The 14,569-nt window shown below is 31.9% G+C and carries 20 protein-coding genes and 1 pseudogene; 11 read left to right on the forward strand and 10 right to left on the reverse strand.

Annotated features, from left to right (window positions below; all coding sequences use genetic code 11):
• Positions 1 to 13: 13 nt before the first annotated feature.
• A complete protein-coding gene (locus HMPREF2580_RS04435; protein WP_070830656.1) occupies positions 14 to 829 on the reverse strand; it encodes a GH25 family lysozyme in 816 nt (271 codons plus the stop codon).
• A gap of 411 nt (positions 830 to 1,240) precedes the next feature.
• On the opposite strand from HMPREF2580_RS04435, the gene rpsF reads away from it, so the two are divergent.
• The 4 genes and pseudogenes from rpsF to HMPREF2580_RS04455 form a co-directional block, all read left to right on the forward strand.
• The gene (gene rpsF / locus HMPREF2580_RS04440) at positions 1,241 to 1,537 is read left to right on the forward strand and encodes a 30S ribosomal protein S6 (protein ID WP_002445146.1); all 297 of its coding nucleotides are present in this window, start codon (positions 1,241 to 1,243) and stop codon (positions 1,535 to 1,537) included.
• 21 nt (positions 1,538 to 1,558) lie between these two features.
• On the forward strand, positions 1,559 to 2,068 hold the full coding sequence (gene ssb, locus HMPREF2580_RS04445) for a single-stranded DNA-binding protein (RefSeq protein ID WP_002445148.1): 510 nt from the start codon (positions 1,559 to 1,561) through the stop codon (positions 2,066 to 2,068).
• Positions 2,069 to 2,115: 47 nt separating this feature from the next.
• A complete protein-coding gene (gene rpsR / locus HMPREF2580_RS04450; protein WP_001831354.1) occupies positions 2,116 to 2,358 on the forward strand; it encodes a 30S ribosomal protein S18 in 243 nt (80 codons plus the stop codon).
• Positions 2,359 to 2,470: 112 nt separating this feature from the next.
• Positions 2,471 to 2,872 (forward strand): annotated as a pseudogene (locus HMPREF2580_RS04455) (terminase small subunit); the annotation flags it as partial.
• A 527-nt stretch (positions 2,873 to 3,399) separates the two neighbouring features.
• Here the strand turns inward: HMPREF2580_RS04455 and HMPREF2580_RS04465 are convergent.
• On the reverse strand, positions 3,400 to 4,005 hold the full coding sequence (locus HMPREF2580_RS04465; RefSeq protein ID WP_002445153.1) for a hypothetical protein: 606 nt from the start codon (positions 4,003 to 4,005) through the stop codon (positions 3,400 to 3,402).
• A 211-nt stretch (positions 4,006 to 4,216) separates the two neighbouring features.
• Entirely contained in the window at positions 4,217 to 4,642 is a 426-nt protein-coding gene (locus HMPREF2580_RS04470; RefSeq protein ID WP_070830658.1) for a DUF1433 domain-containing protein, read from the reverse strand.
• A 41-nt stretch (positions 4,643 to 4,683) separates the two neighbouring features.
• On the opposite strand from HMPREF2580_RS04470, the gene HMPREF2580_RS12435 reads away from it, so the two are divergent.
• Positions 4,684 to 4,884, forward strand: a complete 201-nt coding sequence (locus tag HMPREF2580_RS12435) for a hypothetical protein (protein WP_002445158.1) — start codon at positions 4,684 to 4,686, stop codon at positions 4,882 to 4,884.
• 296 nt (positions 4,885 to 5,180) lie between these two features.
• Complete coding sequence (locus HMPREF2580_RS04480; RefSeq protein WP_070830660.1) at positions 5,181 to 5,456, forward strand: hypothetical protein; 276 nt, start codon at positions 5,181 to 5,183, stop codon at positions 5,454 to 5,456.
• 162 nt (positions 5,457 to 5,618) lie between these two features.
• On the opposite strand, the gene HMPREF2580_RS04485 is transcribed toward HMPREF2580_RS04480, so the two are convergent.
• Positions 5,619 to 5,876, reverse strand: coding sequence for a helix-turn-helix domain-containing protein (locus HMPREF2580_RS04485; protein WP_002445161.1), 258 nt, complete (start codon positions 5,874 to 5,876; stop codon positions 5,619 to 5,621).
• A gap of 167 nt (positions 5,877 to 6,043) precedes the next feature.
• Here HMPREF2580_RS04485 and HMPREF2580_RS04490 point away from each other — a divergent pair, with 167 nt between their 5' ends.
• A complete protein-coding gene (locus tag HMPREF2580_RS04490) occupies positions 6,044 to 6,796 on the forward strand; it encodes an amidohydrolase family protein (protein WP_070830662.1) in 753 nt (250 codons plus the stop codon).
• On the opposite strand, the gene HMPREF2580_RS04495 is transcribed toward HMPREF2580_RS04490, so the two are convergent.
• Positions 6,793 to 7,056, reverse strand: coding sequence for a hypothetical protein (locus HMPREF2580_RS04495; protein WP_070830664.1), 264 nt, complete (start codon positions 7,054 to 7,056; stop codon positions 6,793 to 6,795). The genes HMPREF2580_RS04490 and HMPREF2580_RS04495 overlap by 4 nt on opposite strands.
• 360 nt (positions 7,057 to 7,416) lie before the next feature.
• On the opposite strand from HMPREF2580_RS04495, the gene HMPREF2580_RS04500 reads away from it, so the two are divergent.
• From HMPREF2580_RS04500 to HMPREF2580_RS04510, 3 genes are all read left to right on the forward strand, one after another.
• Positions 7,417 to 7,671, forward strand: coding sequence for a GlsB/YeaQ/YmgE family stress response membrane protein (locus tag HMPREF2580_RS04500; RefSeq protein WP_002445168.1), 255 nt, complete (start codon positions 7,417 to 7,419; stop codon positions 7,669 to 7,671).
• Between the two features lie 451 nt (positions 7,672 to 8,122).
• On the forward strand, positions 8,123 to 8,755 hold the full coding sequence (locus HMPREF2580_RS04505; RefSeq protein WP_070830666.1) for a LysE family translocator: 633 nt from the start codon (positions 8,123 to 8,125) through the stop codon (positions 8,753 to 8,755).
• Positions 8,756 to 8,781: 26 nt separating this feature from the next.
• A complete protein-coding gene (locus HMPREF2580_RS04510; RefSeq protein ID WP_070830668.1) occupies positions 8,782 to 9,360 on the forward strand; it encodes a histidine phosphatase family protein in 579 nt (192 codons plus the stop codon).
• Between the two features lie 104 nt (positions 9,361 to 9,464).
• Here the strand turns inward: HMPREF2580_RS04510 and HMPREF2580_RS04515 are convergent, their stop codons facing one another.
• From HMPREF2580_RS04515 to HMPREF2580_RS04535, 5 genes are all read right to left on the reverse strand, one after another.
• The gene (locus HMPREF2580_RS04515) at positions 9,465 to 9,857 is read right to left on the reverse strand and encodes a hypothetical protein (protein WP_070830670.1); all 393 of its coding nucleotides are present in this window, start codon (positions 9,855 to 9,857) and stop codon (positions 9,465 to 9,467) included.
• Positions 9,858 to 10,015: 158 nt separating this feature from the next.
• Positions 10,016 to 10,642 carry an NDxxF motif lipoprotein gene (locus tag HMPREF2580_RS04520; protein ID WP_037541790.1) on the reverse strand — a complete coding sequence of 209 codons (627 nt, stop codon included), beginning with the start codon at positions 10,640 to 10,642 and terminating at the stop codon, positions 10,016 to 10,018.
• A 279-nt stretch (positions 10,643 to 10,921) separates the two neighbouring features.
• A complete protein-coding gene (ahpF, locus tag HMPREF2580_RS04525; protein WP_070830672.1) occupies positions 10,922 to 12,445 on the reverse strand; it encodes an alkyl hydroperoxide reductase subunit F in 1,524 nt (507 codons plus the stop codon).
• 14 nt (positions 12,446 to 12,459) lie between these two features.
• The gene (ahpC, locus tag HMPREF2580_RS04530; RefSeq protein WP_002445177.1) at positions 12,460 to 13,029 is read right to left on the reverse strand and encodes an alkyl hydroperoxide reductase subunit C; all 570 of its coding nucleotides are present in this window, start codon (positions 13,027 to 13,029) and stop codon (positions 12,460 to 12,462) included.
• A 448-nt stretch (positions 13,030 to 13,477) separates the two neighbouring features.
• Positions 13,478 to 14,257: a 2-keto-4-pentenoate hydratase gene (locus HMPREF2580_RS04535; RefSeq protein ID WP_070830674.1), complete on the reverse strand. Its 780-nt coding sequence runs from the start codon at positions 14,255 to 14,257 to the stop codon at positions 13,478 to 13,480.
• Between the two features lie 144 nt (positions 14,258 to 14,401).
• Between HMPREF2580_RS04535 and HMPREF2580_RS04540 the strand changes: the two genes are divergently transcribed.
• The coding region (locus HMPREF2580_RS04540) for a nitroreductase family protein (RefSeq protein ID WP_176747466.1) at positions 14,402 to 14,569 on the forward strand (168 nt) is incomplete at its 3' end.

The following is a 14,569-nucleotide window of genomic DNA, read 5'->3' on the forward strand; positions in this document are numbered from 1 at the left end:
TATTGTTCGCTTTTTAAGATGTGAACCAAGAAGCATCTACGTTACTGTCGATATAGTTAGCATCAACATTTTGATTTAATTCTGGTGAATAATAGCTATCAGTATATTGCCATAACACTTTTTCTCGATTAGGTTCTTCGGCTTGATATGAAGCCATCCAATAGCCATCATATGAACTTACAGCATTTGCAACATGATTGATCATAAAGTTTTCATACGAATAGTAGAGTATTTTTTTATTTCCTGCAAGTTTTCTCATTTCATCTGCCCAAGCTTTTGTTGCTGTTTCATCATCACCATTTGTCACTGTTTGTTGTTCGTAGTCATTGACATAGAATTCAGCTTTTGGAGCACGATTGTGTAATGTTCTTGCTTCGTAACGTGCGTCTGTAGCATTTTCATACATACTGTAAGAATAAACACCAAATTTCATATTGTTTTTGTCTAATAAGTTAGAGTTGTGTTCTAAAGACTGATCAACGTACTCTGAACCATACTGGCCACGAATGATAATGAAATCATAATTTTGTTTTAATTTTTTGACTTGAGCATCAGTTAGATTGCCTTGCCATTCAGAAATATCTAGAACTCTTTCGCCATTATCAGTGACAGCTGCTCTAGATTTTGTTGAGAATGTTGAACGATTTTGTGTTGCGTTACTTTTTTGGTTAGGATGTTTCTTTATGTATTGTTGGTAGCCATACCCCATTGTTCCTTTTTCGCTTGTTGACTGACTATTTGAGGATTCTTTAGCATGTGCATTTACTATTCCTAGACTTGTTGCTAATACTGAAAATGAAATTACCGAGTAAGTGACTTTCTTTAACATAAATGTGCTCCTTTGTGTGAGAATTTAGAAATTACACGCAATTGTATGTAAAATGTAATTTTTATACTATTACAATTAAACTCACCTCGCAACAACGTATCTAACACGATTTACTATTGTGAAAAATAAGGTTACGCGGAACATAAAACATTTGTAATTCAATAAATTGTATGTGTTTTAATCATGATTGGATGAAGGGAGTCTAAGGGTAGTCTTATTTTTATAACAACTGTTTGTTTCTATGTATGGTGCTAAATTTAGAATTTATTTTGAAGGATGAGCTTTAGAATATTTATTGTAAAAAGTAATACTCTATGCTATAATTCTTGATTGTGAGTAATGAAAATTATTCCTTGCTTATCACATAAGTGTTGATAAGCCGCATAGACCACAAGGAGGTGCAAATAAACTATGAGAACATATGAAATTATGTATATCGTACGTCCTAACATTGAAGAAGATGCTAAAAAAGCTTTAGTTGAGCGTTTCAACGGTATCTTAGCTTCAGAAGGATCAGAAGTTTTAGAAGAAAAAGACTGGGGCAAACGTCGCCTAGCTTACGAAATCAATGATTTCAAAGAAGGCTTCTATAACATCGTACGTATTAAAACAGATAACAATAAAGCTACTGACGAATTCCAACGTTTAGCTAAAATTAATGACGATATCATTCGTTACATCGTTATCCGCGAAGACCAAGATAAGTAATAATTAGACGGGGGCGTTTAAATGTTAAATAGAGTTGTATTAGTAGGTCGTCTAACGAAAGATCCAGAATACAGAACCACTCCCTCAGGCGTAAGTGTAGCGACATTTACTCTAGCAGTTAATCGTACTTTCACGAATGCTCAAGGGGAACGCGAAGCTGATTTCATTAACTGTGTTGTCTTCAGAAGACAAGCTGAAAATGTTAATAACTACTTATCTAAAGGTAGCTTAGCTGGCGTTGATGGTCGCATACAATCGCGTAGTTATGAAAATCAAGAAGGTCGTCGTATCTTTGTTACTGAAGTTGTGTGTGATAGTGTTCAATTCCTTGAACCTAAGAATTCACAACAAGGTGGCCAACGTTCACAAAACAACGATTTCCAAGACTATGGTCAAGGATTCGGTGGTCAACAATCAGGACAAAATACGTCATACAATAACAATAATTCATCAAAATCTAATCAATCTGATAACCCATTTGCAAATGCGAATGGCCCAATTGACATTAGTGACGATGATTTACCATTCTAATAACGAACGTATAAAAACGAAAAAATAGTCAAAGGAGGCAGTTAACCATGGCAGGTGGACCAAGAAGAGGCGGACGTCGTCGTAAAAAAGTTTGCTATTTCACAGCAAATGGTATTACACATATCGACTATAAAGATACTGAATTATTAAAACGTTTTATCTCAGAACGCGGTAAAATCTTACCACGTCGTGTAACAGGCACTTCAGCTAAATATCAACGTATGTTGACTACAGCAATCAAACGTGCTCGTCATATGGCATTATTACCATATGTTAAAGAAGAACAATAATATATCGTTTATTGTTAAACCCCGTAGGCATAGGCTTACGGGGTCATTTTTGTGCTTAGGAAATATGGAGATAAGGCAGAAAAAAGGCATGAGGTGAAGGTTATAGAGATTTAGACATAAAAAAATGGGCAACCGTCAGTTAAGTGCTAACGAGTTTTTACATTTATTAACGAATTCAGCAGTTGGTGATGAGACTGAAACGAAAGAAGTTGTCGTCAAACGTGGTGAATATAAAGAGAATCCACAGAATGGTAAAGTACAGTTAGTCTATAATGAACACGTTGGGCTTATAGAAGTTCCTATTAAGCCTAGTGATCGCTTACGTGCTAGGGATATACTCGGAAAATATCATAAATTGTTTACAGATAAGCAAGAAATTACAACCCGTAATTTCGAGATTAATGTTGGTGAATGGGATGGCGATGAAGAAGAACAACAGCAAGTAATTGATACTGTCGGAGAGGAACACCCTGATAGACCTTTCATTATTGGTAATGTTCCTTTGGAAGATTAAGAAAGGTATATAGGATTGTGTCTAAATTGACTAGTAAGATAAGCATTGAAGATATGTTCAATAGAGCAATGGCGATAAAAAGATATACAGTTTTGTACTATGATGATTTTATGAGTGATGAAGAAAAAGAAATATGGAAGACCCTACATGATTTTCAGAAAGCTAGTATTATATTGCCATTTAATCTAATGTTAGTACGTAAAAACGTTGATAGAAGAATAGTGCCATCTATAAAATTGAATGATAACAGAATATTTATATATCCGAATAGATAATCACCAAAGTTATTTACTGATAAAGTAGATTTAAATTTAGCGACACCAATATTTATTGATAGTACCGGTCAAGATGATGAAAAGAATAAGAAAGATTTAGAGAAGTTGAGTAAGAAATGTCCAAATGAAGAGTTTCATATTGATAATTAGGTAGATGTAAGTGATAATATTAAACAAGCGCCAAACCATATAGGCTTGGCGTTTTTATAATATAGATGCTGTCATGACTGATATACTATATCAACTAAATTATCAGTTTGAATTTTTCTTCTTTTTATATTTGATAACGGAGTTTTTCTTTTGATGTTTTCCTTTGTATATATTGTGTATAACTATTAATGTTCCAAACGATGAAGTTAACAATAAATTGATAATTAGAAAATTAGATTGTTTCATTTTAGAATTAAGATTACTTACCTCGCAAGAAAATTTATTTTCTTCAAAGTGCTTTTTTACACATTTTACAGTTGTATCTTTCTCTGATTTATTTTGTTCGCTTATTTGATCCAGAGTATATCCAGTGCTTAATAATGTTAATGTTATAGGGATTATAGTTATGAAAAATTGGACAATATTGTTATTAAATGTTTTAAATATACCATCGTCTTTTTTAAAGTCCTCTTGATAAAGCCATGTTAATAAAGCGCTTGTAACTATAATTACTATGAAAATTGCAAGTGTAGTGTTTTTAATATTTAAACCAAGTAAAAATAAAAGTATTGATAAAACCAAGAATGGTAAAAACAATACTAACGATATTGCATAAATCAAATGACTGTTTTGAGCCCAGTATTTAGGTACACCTTTAATAATACCAGTAAATTTTAAGAATATTGGATTTAAATTACTTTTTCTCATAAATGCCTCCTTAATTGTCGATGGATATTATTAATTTCATTAAACTATTATATAAACAATAATGCTAATATATGCTTGTTTCAATAAAATAAGCAACTGACAAGTATTCAGGTAGGCTAATAATTGTTGATGACGTTCCGTTGGAGGATTAATGATGAAAATGAGAAGCACTAACTATTCATTCGGTTGAGTAGTTAGTGCTTTTCTGATGTTAAAAGCCCCAAATTAGAGGTGGATCTACTTCATAGTCTTTTTTATTTAAATTTTCTTTCTTAATAATATCATTAGGTGTTAATTTATCCTTAGCATTTTTTTCTTTAAAAAGTTTACCTACGCCATCTGTGTCATATCCTACGTCTCCAGTAAACTGATGATTATCTGCACTTGATATATAGGCCTCAAACTCTAAAGTTTTATCATCATTAATATAACCATCAATAAAGTATCCTTTCATAGGACTCTTTTTGAAGTTGTTAATTTTCATAGTTTGATAATTTTTTAGATTATGTTTGAAGTATAAATCTATACGCTTTTCTTGTTTCGTAATGTAATTCTCCTTTTTATTTTTGTGCAAAGTATGCCCTCCTAATCCTATAAGTGTTAATATCAATATAAGAATTATAATTTTTGCTTTCATCGTCCACCTCTTGTTTTTAAAATATTAAGGAGTATTTTATTATGAAATTTTCTGACGAACTGTCATTTAAAGTTGCTGATGATTCTTATAAAGATTTGAAAAAGGGTCGTGTATATGACTTGAGTGGTCAGAATTTCAAGGTCATTGAAAAGCGCGATGCTAAACAAAATGGTTTGAAAGTCTATGCACTTACACTAGTTGTGAATGGTGAAGTAGACACTAATCATATTTATATGGGCTAAGCTAGAAGAGATTTTAAAAGTATACGAGATTTGTTTACAGATTTACAACTTGCTTTTTATAATAACACATCTAATTATAAAATTAATAAAAGACACAGTGATTTAGATAATACTACTATAAACGAAGAGCAATAATATATCGTTTATTGTTAAACCCCGTAGGCATAGGCTTACAGGGTTATTTTTTTGTACTTTGGAAATTAGTTTAGGAGTCTAAAATCATTGATCTTCATCAAATATAATTCTAAGTATGTTAAGTTAGTAAATGTGAGCGAAATTATAAAGAGGAGTTTAAAATGGAATATAATTTGAAAACGGTTTTAAAGGATTTATTTATTAACTTAATTATTACTTTTGTCATTGCATTTATAATCAATTACTTTGGAATTAATTCAGATAAACATGGTTGGTTTGCGAATATTATTGATAAGATTAATTTTATACATATTTTTGGTAATAAAACTGCGAATGCTGTAGTAATTGTAGGTTTAGCTATAACAATTTTTGAACTTATACACGATGTGTTCTTTGATGATGAAGATGAAGACGAAGAAGATAGTAAGAAGAACTAGATATTGAACAATGTAGTTATCTTGAATGTTTTTAGGATTAACATGTCTGGTTAGAAGCGTCTTCACTTAAGTTAAATAAGGATAAGCAACGATAAAAAGCTAAGATAATACGTTTATTATATTTAAAACGTACTATCTTAGCTTTTCATTTTAATGAATGGGTTACATTCTTATATCAACATTATCTAAATGCTTTTGATACTCTTTAACTTTACTTTCTAAGAACATTTGATAGGGTGCATCGAAGAAATCAGCTAAACGTAGAGCATCTTTAAATTTAGGTTCGTGGTAATGATTTTCCCATTCCCAAATTTGATGTGCTTCATAATGCGTTCCATACTTCTCGTTTAATTGTTGTGCTAATTCCTCAATCTCTAAGTGTTTTTTAGTTCTTAAGTTATATAAAATATGTAAATTCATACACAACATCTCCTATTCGTGTTGAAATAATCTAGATGTATCGTTTGGATGTAATTTTATTCTATTATTATAAAATAAGACTTTCAAGTTAAAGTATTTTGAATATGTGTCATTATTGTAAAAATTAGGGTATCTTTCTAAAAACAAGAGATTTTGAGGTGTAATTGATGAAAATTTTTGATGCTCATTTTCATATTATTAATTTTGATTATCCAGTTAAAGAAAATAATGGCTATTTGCCGCCTGAATTTAAAGAGAAAGATTATAAAGTATGGCAAGAAGATCTCAACATTATAGGTGGGGCGATTGTTTCTGGATCATTTCAAGAGTTTGACCAAGAGTATTTAATACATGCACTCGAAACATTAAATGGTCAGTTTGTGGGGACAACGCAATTGCCTATTTCTACCCCTGATGAAGTGATAGAAAAGTTGAATGAACTTGGGATTAGAGGTGTAAGATTTAACGTAAAGAGGGGAGGTTCTGAGGATTTAAAACATCTTAAGTCCTTTGCGCATCGTGTTTATAATTTAGTGGGATGGCATACTGAACTCTATATAGAATCCAAAAAGTTAAATGAAATAAAGGAAATATTATTAGAATTGCCACTTGTTTCAATAGATCATTTAGGCCTTACAAATGAAGGGTTCGAAGATTTAAAAGAATTAGTTGAACAAGGCGTGTATGTTAAAGCAACTGGTTTTGGAAGAATTGAAGTCGAACCAATTCAAACGATGAGAGAATTAATGGATATTAACCCAGACGTGCTCATGTTTGGTACGGATTTACCATCTACTCGTGCGAAACGTCCTTTTAATAAATCAGATATTGAATTAATTAAAAAACATTTTTCCGAGGAGGAACAACAGAAAATATTCTATAAAAACGCGATGAGATTTTACAGAATTAATGAAATTTAGTAATGCTGTTTATGACGTTTAGAATCTAATTTAGATAGAATATTTGAAAGTATTGTGCTTATAAGGATGATAGAGATAAGCGTTGAAAAAATATAAACTTGCTTACTTTTAATGTTAAAACCAATTTCAAAATCTCCATGTAAATGGCCTTTAATGAAAAAATTTAACGTCATCATCGCTAATATTCCAATTATAGATAAGAAACTTAATATATGCATAATTTTACTTACTAGCGTAAGTTTAGTGTTTTTATGATTCATAGAAAATACCTACTTTTTTATGGTTAGTAAATAGATTGTGCTAAATTCACAAATTATAGCTTATCATATTAAATGTCTTAATTATAACTACACAATTTCAATTTTGGAGTAAAGTTATCATTCTTAAATGATTTAAGTTTGTCTACAAGTTCTGTATATACGATGAGGCTGGGACAACGTGAATAATTTTGCTAAATTATATTTCTGTTTCACTTCCAGTTTTTGTGAGGATTAAGAAATTAATAAATGATTTAGTTTTAAACTTGAATAAAAATTTTTATCAAAATTGTTTAATGATTTTTAACTAAGGGTAACACTTACTAATAGGTAAACAATCTTAAAATAAAGGAGATAATAATTATGTTTGGATTAATAGGTATGATTATTGTCGGTGGTATCATTGGTTGGATTGCCGGCTTAATTATGGGTAAAGACATTCCAGGTGGAATTTTAGGAAATATTATTGCTGGTATCGTAGGTTCATGGGTCGGTACTGCAATTCTTGGACACTGGGGTCCACAATTAGGTAAAATTCACATTTTCCCAGCACTAATCGGTTCAATTATTTTAATCTTCATTGTTTCATTAATTCTTAGATTATTTAAAAAGAAATAATGAGTCGATGTAAATAAAGTTTTGAGGGAGGTTATATTTCCCTCTAAATGTAGATGTCTCAAAAAGATTTAGAGTAATAATCTTTTTGAGGCATTTTTTTGATTTATACAAAGTTTTTTTCTATATATGGGATGTTTTTTAACATAAAAAGAGGATGGCGCTGGGTTACGCCATCCAGGAGTATTATGTTCATGAATATAAAAGACTTTGTAGTTACTACTAACTACATTCTTATAATATCATGGTTTACATTTATCTGACAATAAAAAAATTTTTGTTCATTTTCTTTCTAAATCTATTTTCAATTATAACGCCTTTAAACGATGAGTTGTTTATGGATATTTTGAACAGGAAATCTAAGTATCTACTTGAGGGAAGTCTGAGGAAGGTCTTACATAATAGCTAATTGTATGTGATAATGGAATATAAAATGACATCTAGGAGGTTGCGTATGGAAGGTTTATTTACATTTATTATTATCACATTACTTATTATTATTGTTCCAGGGCCAGATTTTATAATTGTGATGAAGAATACTATTAATTCCAGTAAAATGAATGGCTTCATGTCAGCATTTGGAATTACAACTGGGCATATTCTATATTCTTCTTTAGCGATTTTTGGCATTATATACATATTGACAAGTTTATACTACGTATTTTTAATTATTAAGATATTAGGTGCTTGTTATCTTATTTATTTAGGTATTCAAAGTATCAGAAGTGCACACAGTTCAGTGAATTTTAGTAAAGAAGCATTGATGGATGTACGTAATGTAAGTTATTTAACATCTTATAGACAAGGATTTCTGAGTACAAGCCTCAATCCTAAAGCGATTCTATTTTATGTAAGTATTCTACCTCAATTTCTCTCACAAGGCGGAATTGAAGTGAAATCAGAAGTAGCATTACTATCTTTATCAGTAGTGCTTGTAACATGTTTATGGTTCTTATTCTGTGTATTTATATTTCAATATATTAAATTATTATTTAGTAAGCCTAAATTTAAAGCAGTTTTCGACTATATCGTTGGATTCGTATTGATTGGCCTATCTATCAATTTATTATTAAGTAAAAGTAGTTAACCGTACTTAAGTAAGGAGTATTAAATATGAATATTTTTCTTGTAAGGCATGGGGAATCCCAATCAAATTATGATAATCAACATGGGAACCCATATTTTTGTGGTCAATTAGATGTTCCTTTAACTGAAAAAGGAATGCAAAGTGCCCAAGATTTAGTAAGTTATTTTGCTGATAAAAAGATAGAACATGTATATGTTTCAGATTTACTTAGAACCCAACAAACATATGAAAGGATATTTCCTTATAATATTCCTACGACATTCACAAAATCATTAAGAGAACGTTCGTTAGGTGTTTTCGAAGGGAAAAATAAGCAAGAAGTCAGCGAAGACAAGGAATATGAGAGATATTTTAATGATCCGGAGTTTAAGGATTTTAGACATAGTTTTATACAGAAGGCACCTGATGGAGAAAGCTATCAGGATGTATATGAACGTATTGCGCGTTTCTTTGAAAGTGAAATTCATAAGGATAGTGACAATATAGTGATTATCGCTCATCAAGTTGTAATAAGATGTATATTTGTTTATTTGGGGCAACTCACTAAAGAAGAAGCTTTAGAATTAAATATTGATAATTGTCATCCTTACTTAATTGAGAAATAAAAAGAAAGTGAATGGAGTAGTTAATGTAACTTGCATCCATTCACTTTTTTTAATGAAATAAGACGTCCGGATGTGGCTGGAACCACGAAATTGATTCTAGTAAATTATATTTCTGTGCCACTCTCATAGTGTCGAGCCTTGGGATAACCTATAAAAAGTGTCATAAATGTGCTGAGTAATATAAGTAGCACAGTTAGGAGAGCCATAAGACCTACAGGGACAATTCCGGCTGCAAATGCCACTATAATAAAAAGACCATACATCATTACTGCAAACATTTGAAGAATAGCTGATATGATTCTACAAATTAAGTTATTGAAAAATCCTAATATCAATGCCGGCAAAGCCATAGCGATGTTAGTAAGTACAGCTAACCATACTTCCCATGGGTGATCGTAACTCATTGTGTTAGGGCCAGAAGGGTATTTAGCCATAACAAGAACCATTACCACTGTTGATAAGATTGCTAAGATTATAAAACTTACGCGTAGCTTCATCAAGTCACTCCTATTTAAGTTTTTAAAAGTTTATAATTATGTAAATGAAGTTAGTCACTCTTAGTGTGAAGTAAATTGATAGCGCTGTCAAAAGTATTAAAAAAACTTCTATTTGATGCATCAATGAACATCAAATAGAAGCTAGTGTTGCTTACTTCTTATTTATCGAATACTTCTGTGTCGATACCTTTCTTTTTAAGGAAGTCTTTAATTTTATCTTGTTGTTTTTTATTCACATCGCCCGCATATTTAGTTGGAACATCAACAACATTGATAGTGTTTTGAGGTTGGTAATTTAATTCCTCAATATCTTCATCAACATTGGCGATTGTACTATTTAACGCATTGAAATAATTGATGATTCGTTGCGTAGGATCTTTATATTCTTTAGGAATCTTGTTGTTTTTCACGAACTTTTTAAAGTGTAGGTCATTTTTAACAGCTAAATTAGAAAGCTCACTTAGTTTATTGGCTTGATCTTTTGTTATTTTAGGACTACTATCACTTTGTTTATCCAATTTGTGTTGCATCACGTATTTATTATCTAATACGTCGTTGTTAACTTGTAGGTATTTTTTTAGAGCGCTTTTCATTTCAGAGTCGCTAATATTTTGTCCTTTTTTATTTGATGAGAAAATATCTTTTTCTTTAATGTTTTTAGCGCTTTTAGGTGCGTGCGCACTACTATGATCATTTTGGTTATTATCATCTTCACTATTATTGGAACAGGCTGCAAGTGTTAATGAAAGTGCTAATAATAAACTCACAATTACTCTCTTTTTCATAGAATTGAGAAACTCCTTTTTTACATCACTCATATTAAGTATATACATTTTATTGTTATTACACACGTAATAGAATATCATTTATGAAAAAATATTTGAACGTTTTAGAACTACATTTGAACGAGAGATATGGCTACTTTGTGGCTGTGTTTTATAATAATTTGGCATATCGTTTTTAAGTATCTACTACCAAGAGTGATAAATGTATAAAAAAACAGAGTCTTAAGTGATTAAGACTCTGTCCATGTGAAGATATTATGATAGGTATATATTTAAAACTTAATTTCTAATAATATAATCAAATGCGTTCAACGCTGCGTTAGCGCCAGCGCCCATTGAAATGATGATTTGTTTGTTTTTCTGGTCTGTTACGTCTCCTGCTGCGAATACACCAGGAAGGCTTGTAGCGTTATCACGATCGATAACGACTTCGCCACGTCCATTTAACTCAATTGCATCTTGTAACCATGCAGTATTAGGGACTAAGCCGATTTGAACAAAGATTCCATCAAGGTTGACTACTTGTGTTTCGCCAGTATTTAAATCCTCATAACTAATACCAGTTACGTGGTCTTCGCCGATAACTTCTGTAGTTCTAGCATTCGTTTTGATGTCGACGTTTTCCAATGAACGTAAACGGTCTTGTAAAACATTATCTGCTTTTAATTCAGAAGAATATTCAAATAATGTTACGTGCTTAACAATACCAGCTAAATCAATAGCTGCTTCGACACCAGAGTTACCGCCACCGATAACTGCTACGTCTTTGTTTTCAAATAGAGGGCCGTCACAGTGAGGGCAGAATGCTACACCTTTATTGATAAGGCGATCTTCTCCAGGAATATTAAGTTTACGCCAACTTGCACCTGTAGAGATAATCACAGTCTTACTTTCTAATACAGCATCATTCTCTAAAGTGACTTTGATTGCTGAGTCTGTCTTTTCGATATTAGTGGCACGAATACCAGTCATTGTATCAATGTCATATTGTGAAATATGATCAGCAAGATTAGATGAGAACTCTGAACCTGTTGTTTCTTTAACAGTAATGAAGTTTTCAATGCCAGCTGTATCATTCACTTGGCCACCAATTCTATCAGCAACGATGCCTGTTCTTAAACCTTTACGAGCAGTGTAAATGGCAGCACTACCACTTGCTGGGCCACCGCCTACGATGAGCACATCATAAGGGTCTTTATCATTAAATTCAGAAGCATCTTGTGTGCTTCCTAATTTCGTTAAGATATCTTGAATAGTCATACGACCATTACCAAATTCTTGTCCATCTAAAAAGACAGCTGGAACTGCCATAATGTCTTCAGATTCTTCGCGGAATACTGCGCCATCAATCATTGTATGAGTAATATTAGGGTTAATAACACTCATTAAGTTTAATGCTTGAACAACGTCAGGGCATTTTTGGCAAGTTAAACTAACGAAAGTTTCGAAATGGAAGGGACCTTCGAGGCCTTTGATTTGGTCAATAACAGATTGTTTTTCTTTAGGGGCACGACCACTTACTTGTACAATTGCTAATACAAGAGAGTTGAATTCGTGACCTAAAGGAATACCTGCAAACGTGATGCCAGTTTCTTCACCTGGGCGGTTTACTGAGAAACTTGGTGTACGTTTTAAATCCTTTTCAGTTACCGTGATGCGAGCTGACATTCCAGCAATTTCATCTAGTAACTCTTTAAGTTCTTTTGATTTATCATCTGAGCCAAGGCTAGCGACGAATTCAACGTCGCCTTCCATTAGCTCTAATAGTTGTTGTAATTGTTGCTTTAAATCAGCATTAAGCATGTTTTAATGCCTCCTTAGATTTTACCTACTAAGTCTAAACCAGGTTGTAATGATTCAGAACCTTCTTCCCATTTTGCTGGGCAAACTTCACCTGGATGTTGACGTACGTATTGAGCTGCTTTGATTTTGTTTACTAATGTACTAGCGTCACGACCGATACCGTCAGCGTTGATTTCAGCTGCTTGAACAACACCATCTGGGTCGATGATGAATGTACCACGTTGAGCTAAACCAGCTTCTTCATCTAATACATCGAAGTTACGAGTGATTGTTTGAGAAGGGTCGCCAATCATTTTATATTGAATTTTACTGATTGCATCTGAATGATCGTGCCAAGCTTTGTGTACGAAGTGAGTATCAGTTGATACAGAGAATACGTTAACACCTAACTCTTGTAATTTTTCGTATTGGTTTTGTAAATCTTCTAATTCTGTAGGACATACGAAAGAGAAGTCAGCAGGATAGAAGCATACGACGCTCCATGAACCTTTAAAATCTTCTTGTGAAACTTCTTTAAACTCATCATTTTTTGGATCATAAGCTTGCGCTGTGAATGGTAAGATTTCTTTGTTAATTAAAGACATAGGTAAATACCTCCTGAAATTTTTAAGTATAAGCTAGAATTACATAACAATAATTGTTTGTTTATAATAATTCTAATCTCTTGATTAGTATTATCACATCTCGACTTTAAATAGTCAACTTTAGAAACTTTTTAATTGAGAAAATGAAATTAGAGTAGCTTTAAATAGCGTCAAAAGAAAGTTATTCAATATTAAGCGTATCTCAAATAGAAATGGTAAATTACCTAGTATATTGAGTTTTTATTTTGACTTTTCACACTATAAATAGCACATATCATTCTCAACTAAACATGTTTTATTGATAATAGAGTGTAATTTTATTACATCTATATCTTAATGATAACATCTGAGCTATAAATTTTCTTTTACGACCGTTTATATAAATAAAACAGAGATTAATCCAGAGTCGTATCACTCATTCTGAATTAATCTCTGTTTATCTTGTTGATTATTTACTAACTGTGAACTCAACCGTACCAATACCACTATATTCTGCTCTATAAGTTCCAAATTCTAATTTAAGTGGTGAGATAAATGTGCCGGAAGATATCATTTGCCCTTTTTTCAATTGTTTACCATGTGAGTGTAACTTTTTGATAAGCCAATGCACTGCATGAACAGGGTTCCCTAACACTTCTGATGAAGATCCTGTAGCAATTAATTCATCATCTTTGTATAAATTTAAATCCACATTTGCGAATGCATCTATATCAAGAGGGCTTACGCTTTCGCCTACAACAATCATACCAGTCGCAGTGTTGTCAGAAATTAAATCGCCCAACGTGAAATTCGGGAACCAATTCTTATATCTAGCATCTGGGATTTCAATACCAGCAGCAATTTGAGTATTTAAAACAATGGTTTGCAAATCAGCATCATAAGGTAAGTCTTCCTTCACTATAAACATAATTTCTGGTTCTAATAATGGAGAAAATAATGAAGAAAGTGATACTGAGTCACCATTTTTTAAAATATTGTTAGATAAAATTGTTCCATATGCTGGTTCATTTGTATTGGCGATAGATTGTGTTGTCTTACTCGTCATACTCACCTTATAGCCAGCAACGTAGGTATTGTCTTTAAGTTTTAATTGTTCGAGTAAATCATCTTGGTTTAGATATGCTTCTTCTTCACTAATTTGATAAGATTCGCTGACGAAATCGATAGGTCTTCTACTTCTATATGCTTTAAAAAGGGCGTTAGAAATGTTTTTATTGGGTTGTGTCATGGTATCTCTCCTTAAAATATCTGAAAATTACTACTATTATGATAACTTTTAAACGAAGTGTGTGCAAATAGATTTAAAAGTTTCATATTTAGGGTATAAAATGGTATCCAACGATGAAGATATATTTTATTAGGAGTGAATTTTGTGTCAGATTATGTTTACGATTTAATGAGAAAGCATCATTCAGTTAGAAAGTTCAAAGAAAGTCCGCTTAGTGATGACGCAGTGAAGAAGATAGTAGAAGCTGGTCAATCAGCATCAACGTCAAGTTATCTTCAAACGTATTCAATCATTGGTATTGATGATCCTAAA

The organism is Staphylococcus sp. HMSC036D05 (genome assembly GCF_001836225.1).
GTDB lineage: Bacteria > Bacillota > Bacilli > Staphylococcales > Staphylococcaceae > Staphylococcus > Staphylococcus caprae.

Bases quoted from the DNA above. Each gene is read 5' to 3' on its own strand.
- HMPREF2580_RS04495 (WP_070830664.1), bottom strand. From the start codon at position 7,056: ATGAATCATAAAAACACTAAACTTACGCTAGTAAGTAAAATTATGCAT.
- HMPREF2580_RS04435 (WP_070830656.1), bottom strand. From the start codon at position 829: ATGTTAAAGAAAGTCACTTACTCGGTAATTTCATTTTCAGTATTAGCA.
- HMPREF2580_RS04465 (WP_002445153.1), bottom strand. From the start codon at position 4,005: ATGAGAAAAAGTAATTTAAATCCAATATTCTTAAAATTTACTGGTATT.
- rpsF (WP_002445146.1), top strand. From the start codon at position 1,241: ATGAGAACATATGAAATTATGTATATCGTACGTCCTAACATTGAAGAA.
- HMPREF2580_RS04480 (WP_070830660.1), top strand. From the start codon at position 5,181: ATGGAATATAATTTGAAAACGGTTTTAAAGGATTTATTTATTAACTTA.
- HMPREF2580_RS04505 (WP_070830666.1), top strand. From the start codon at position 8,123: ATGGAAGGTTTATTTACATTTATTATTATCACATTACTTATTATTATT.
- HMPREF2580_RS04490 (WP_070830662.1), top strand. From the start codon at position 6,044: ATGAAAATTTTTGATGCTCATTTTCATATTATTAATTTTGATTATCCA.
- HMPREF2580_RS04535 (WP_070830674.1), bottom strand. From the start codon at position 14,257: ATGACACAACCCAATAAAAACATTTCTAACGCCCTTTTTAAAGCATAT.
- ahpF (WP_070830672.1), bottom strand. From the start codon at position 12,445: ATGCTTAATGCTGATTTAAAGCAACAATTACAACAACTATTAGAGCTA.
- ssb (WP_002445148.1), top strand. From the start codon at position 1,559: ATGTTAAATAGAGTTGTATTAGTAGGTCGTCTAACGAAAGATCCAGAA.
- HMPREF2580_RS04520 (WP_037541790.1), bottom strand. From the start codon at position 10,642: ATGAAAAAGAGAGTAATTGTGAGTTTATTATTAGCACTTTCATTAACA.
- HMPREF2580_RS12435 (WP_002445158.1), top strand. From the start codon at position 4,684: ATGAAATTTTCTGACGAACTGTCATTTAAAGTTGCTGATGATTCTTAT.
- rpsR (WP_001831354.1), top strand. From the start codon at position 2,116: ATGGCAGGTGGACCAAGAAGAGGCGGACGTCGTCGTAAAAAAGTTTGC.
- ahpC (WP_002445177.1), bottom strand. From the start codon at position 13,029: ATGTCTTTAATTAACAAAGAAATCTTACCATTCACAGCGCAAGCTTAT.
- HMPREF2580_RS04500 (WP_002445168.1), top strand. From the start codon at position 7,417: ATGTTTGGATTAATAGGTATGATTATTGTCGGTGGTATCATTGGTTGG.
- HMPREF2580_RS04510 (WP_070830668.1), top strand. From the start codon at position 8,782: ATGAATATTTTTCTTGTAAGGCATGGGGAATCCCAATCAAATTATGAT.
- HMPREF2580_RS04470 (WP_070830658.1), bottom strand. From the start codon at position 4,642: ATGAAAGCAAAAATTATAATTCTTATATTGATATTAACACTTATAGGA.
- HMPREF2580_RS04485 (WP_002445161.1), bottom strand. From the start codon at position 5,876: ATGAATTTACATATTTTATATAACTTAAGAACTAAAAAACACTTAGAG.
- HMPREF2580_RS04515 (WP_070830670.1), bottom strand. From the start codon at position 9,857: ATGAAGCTACGCGTAAGTTTTATAATCTTAGCAATCTTATCAACAGTG.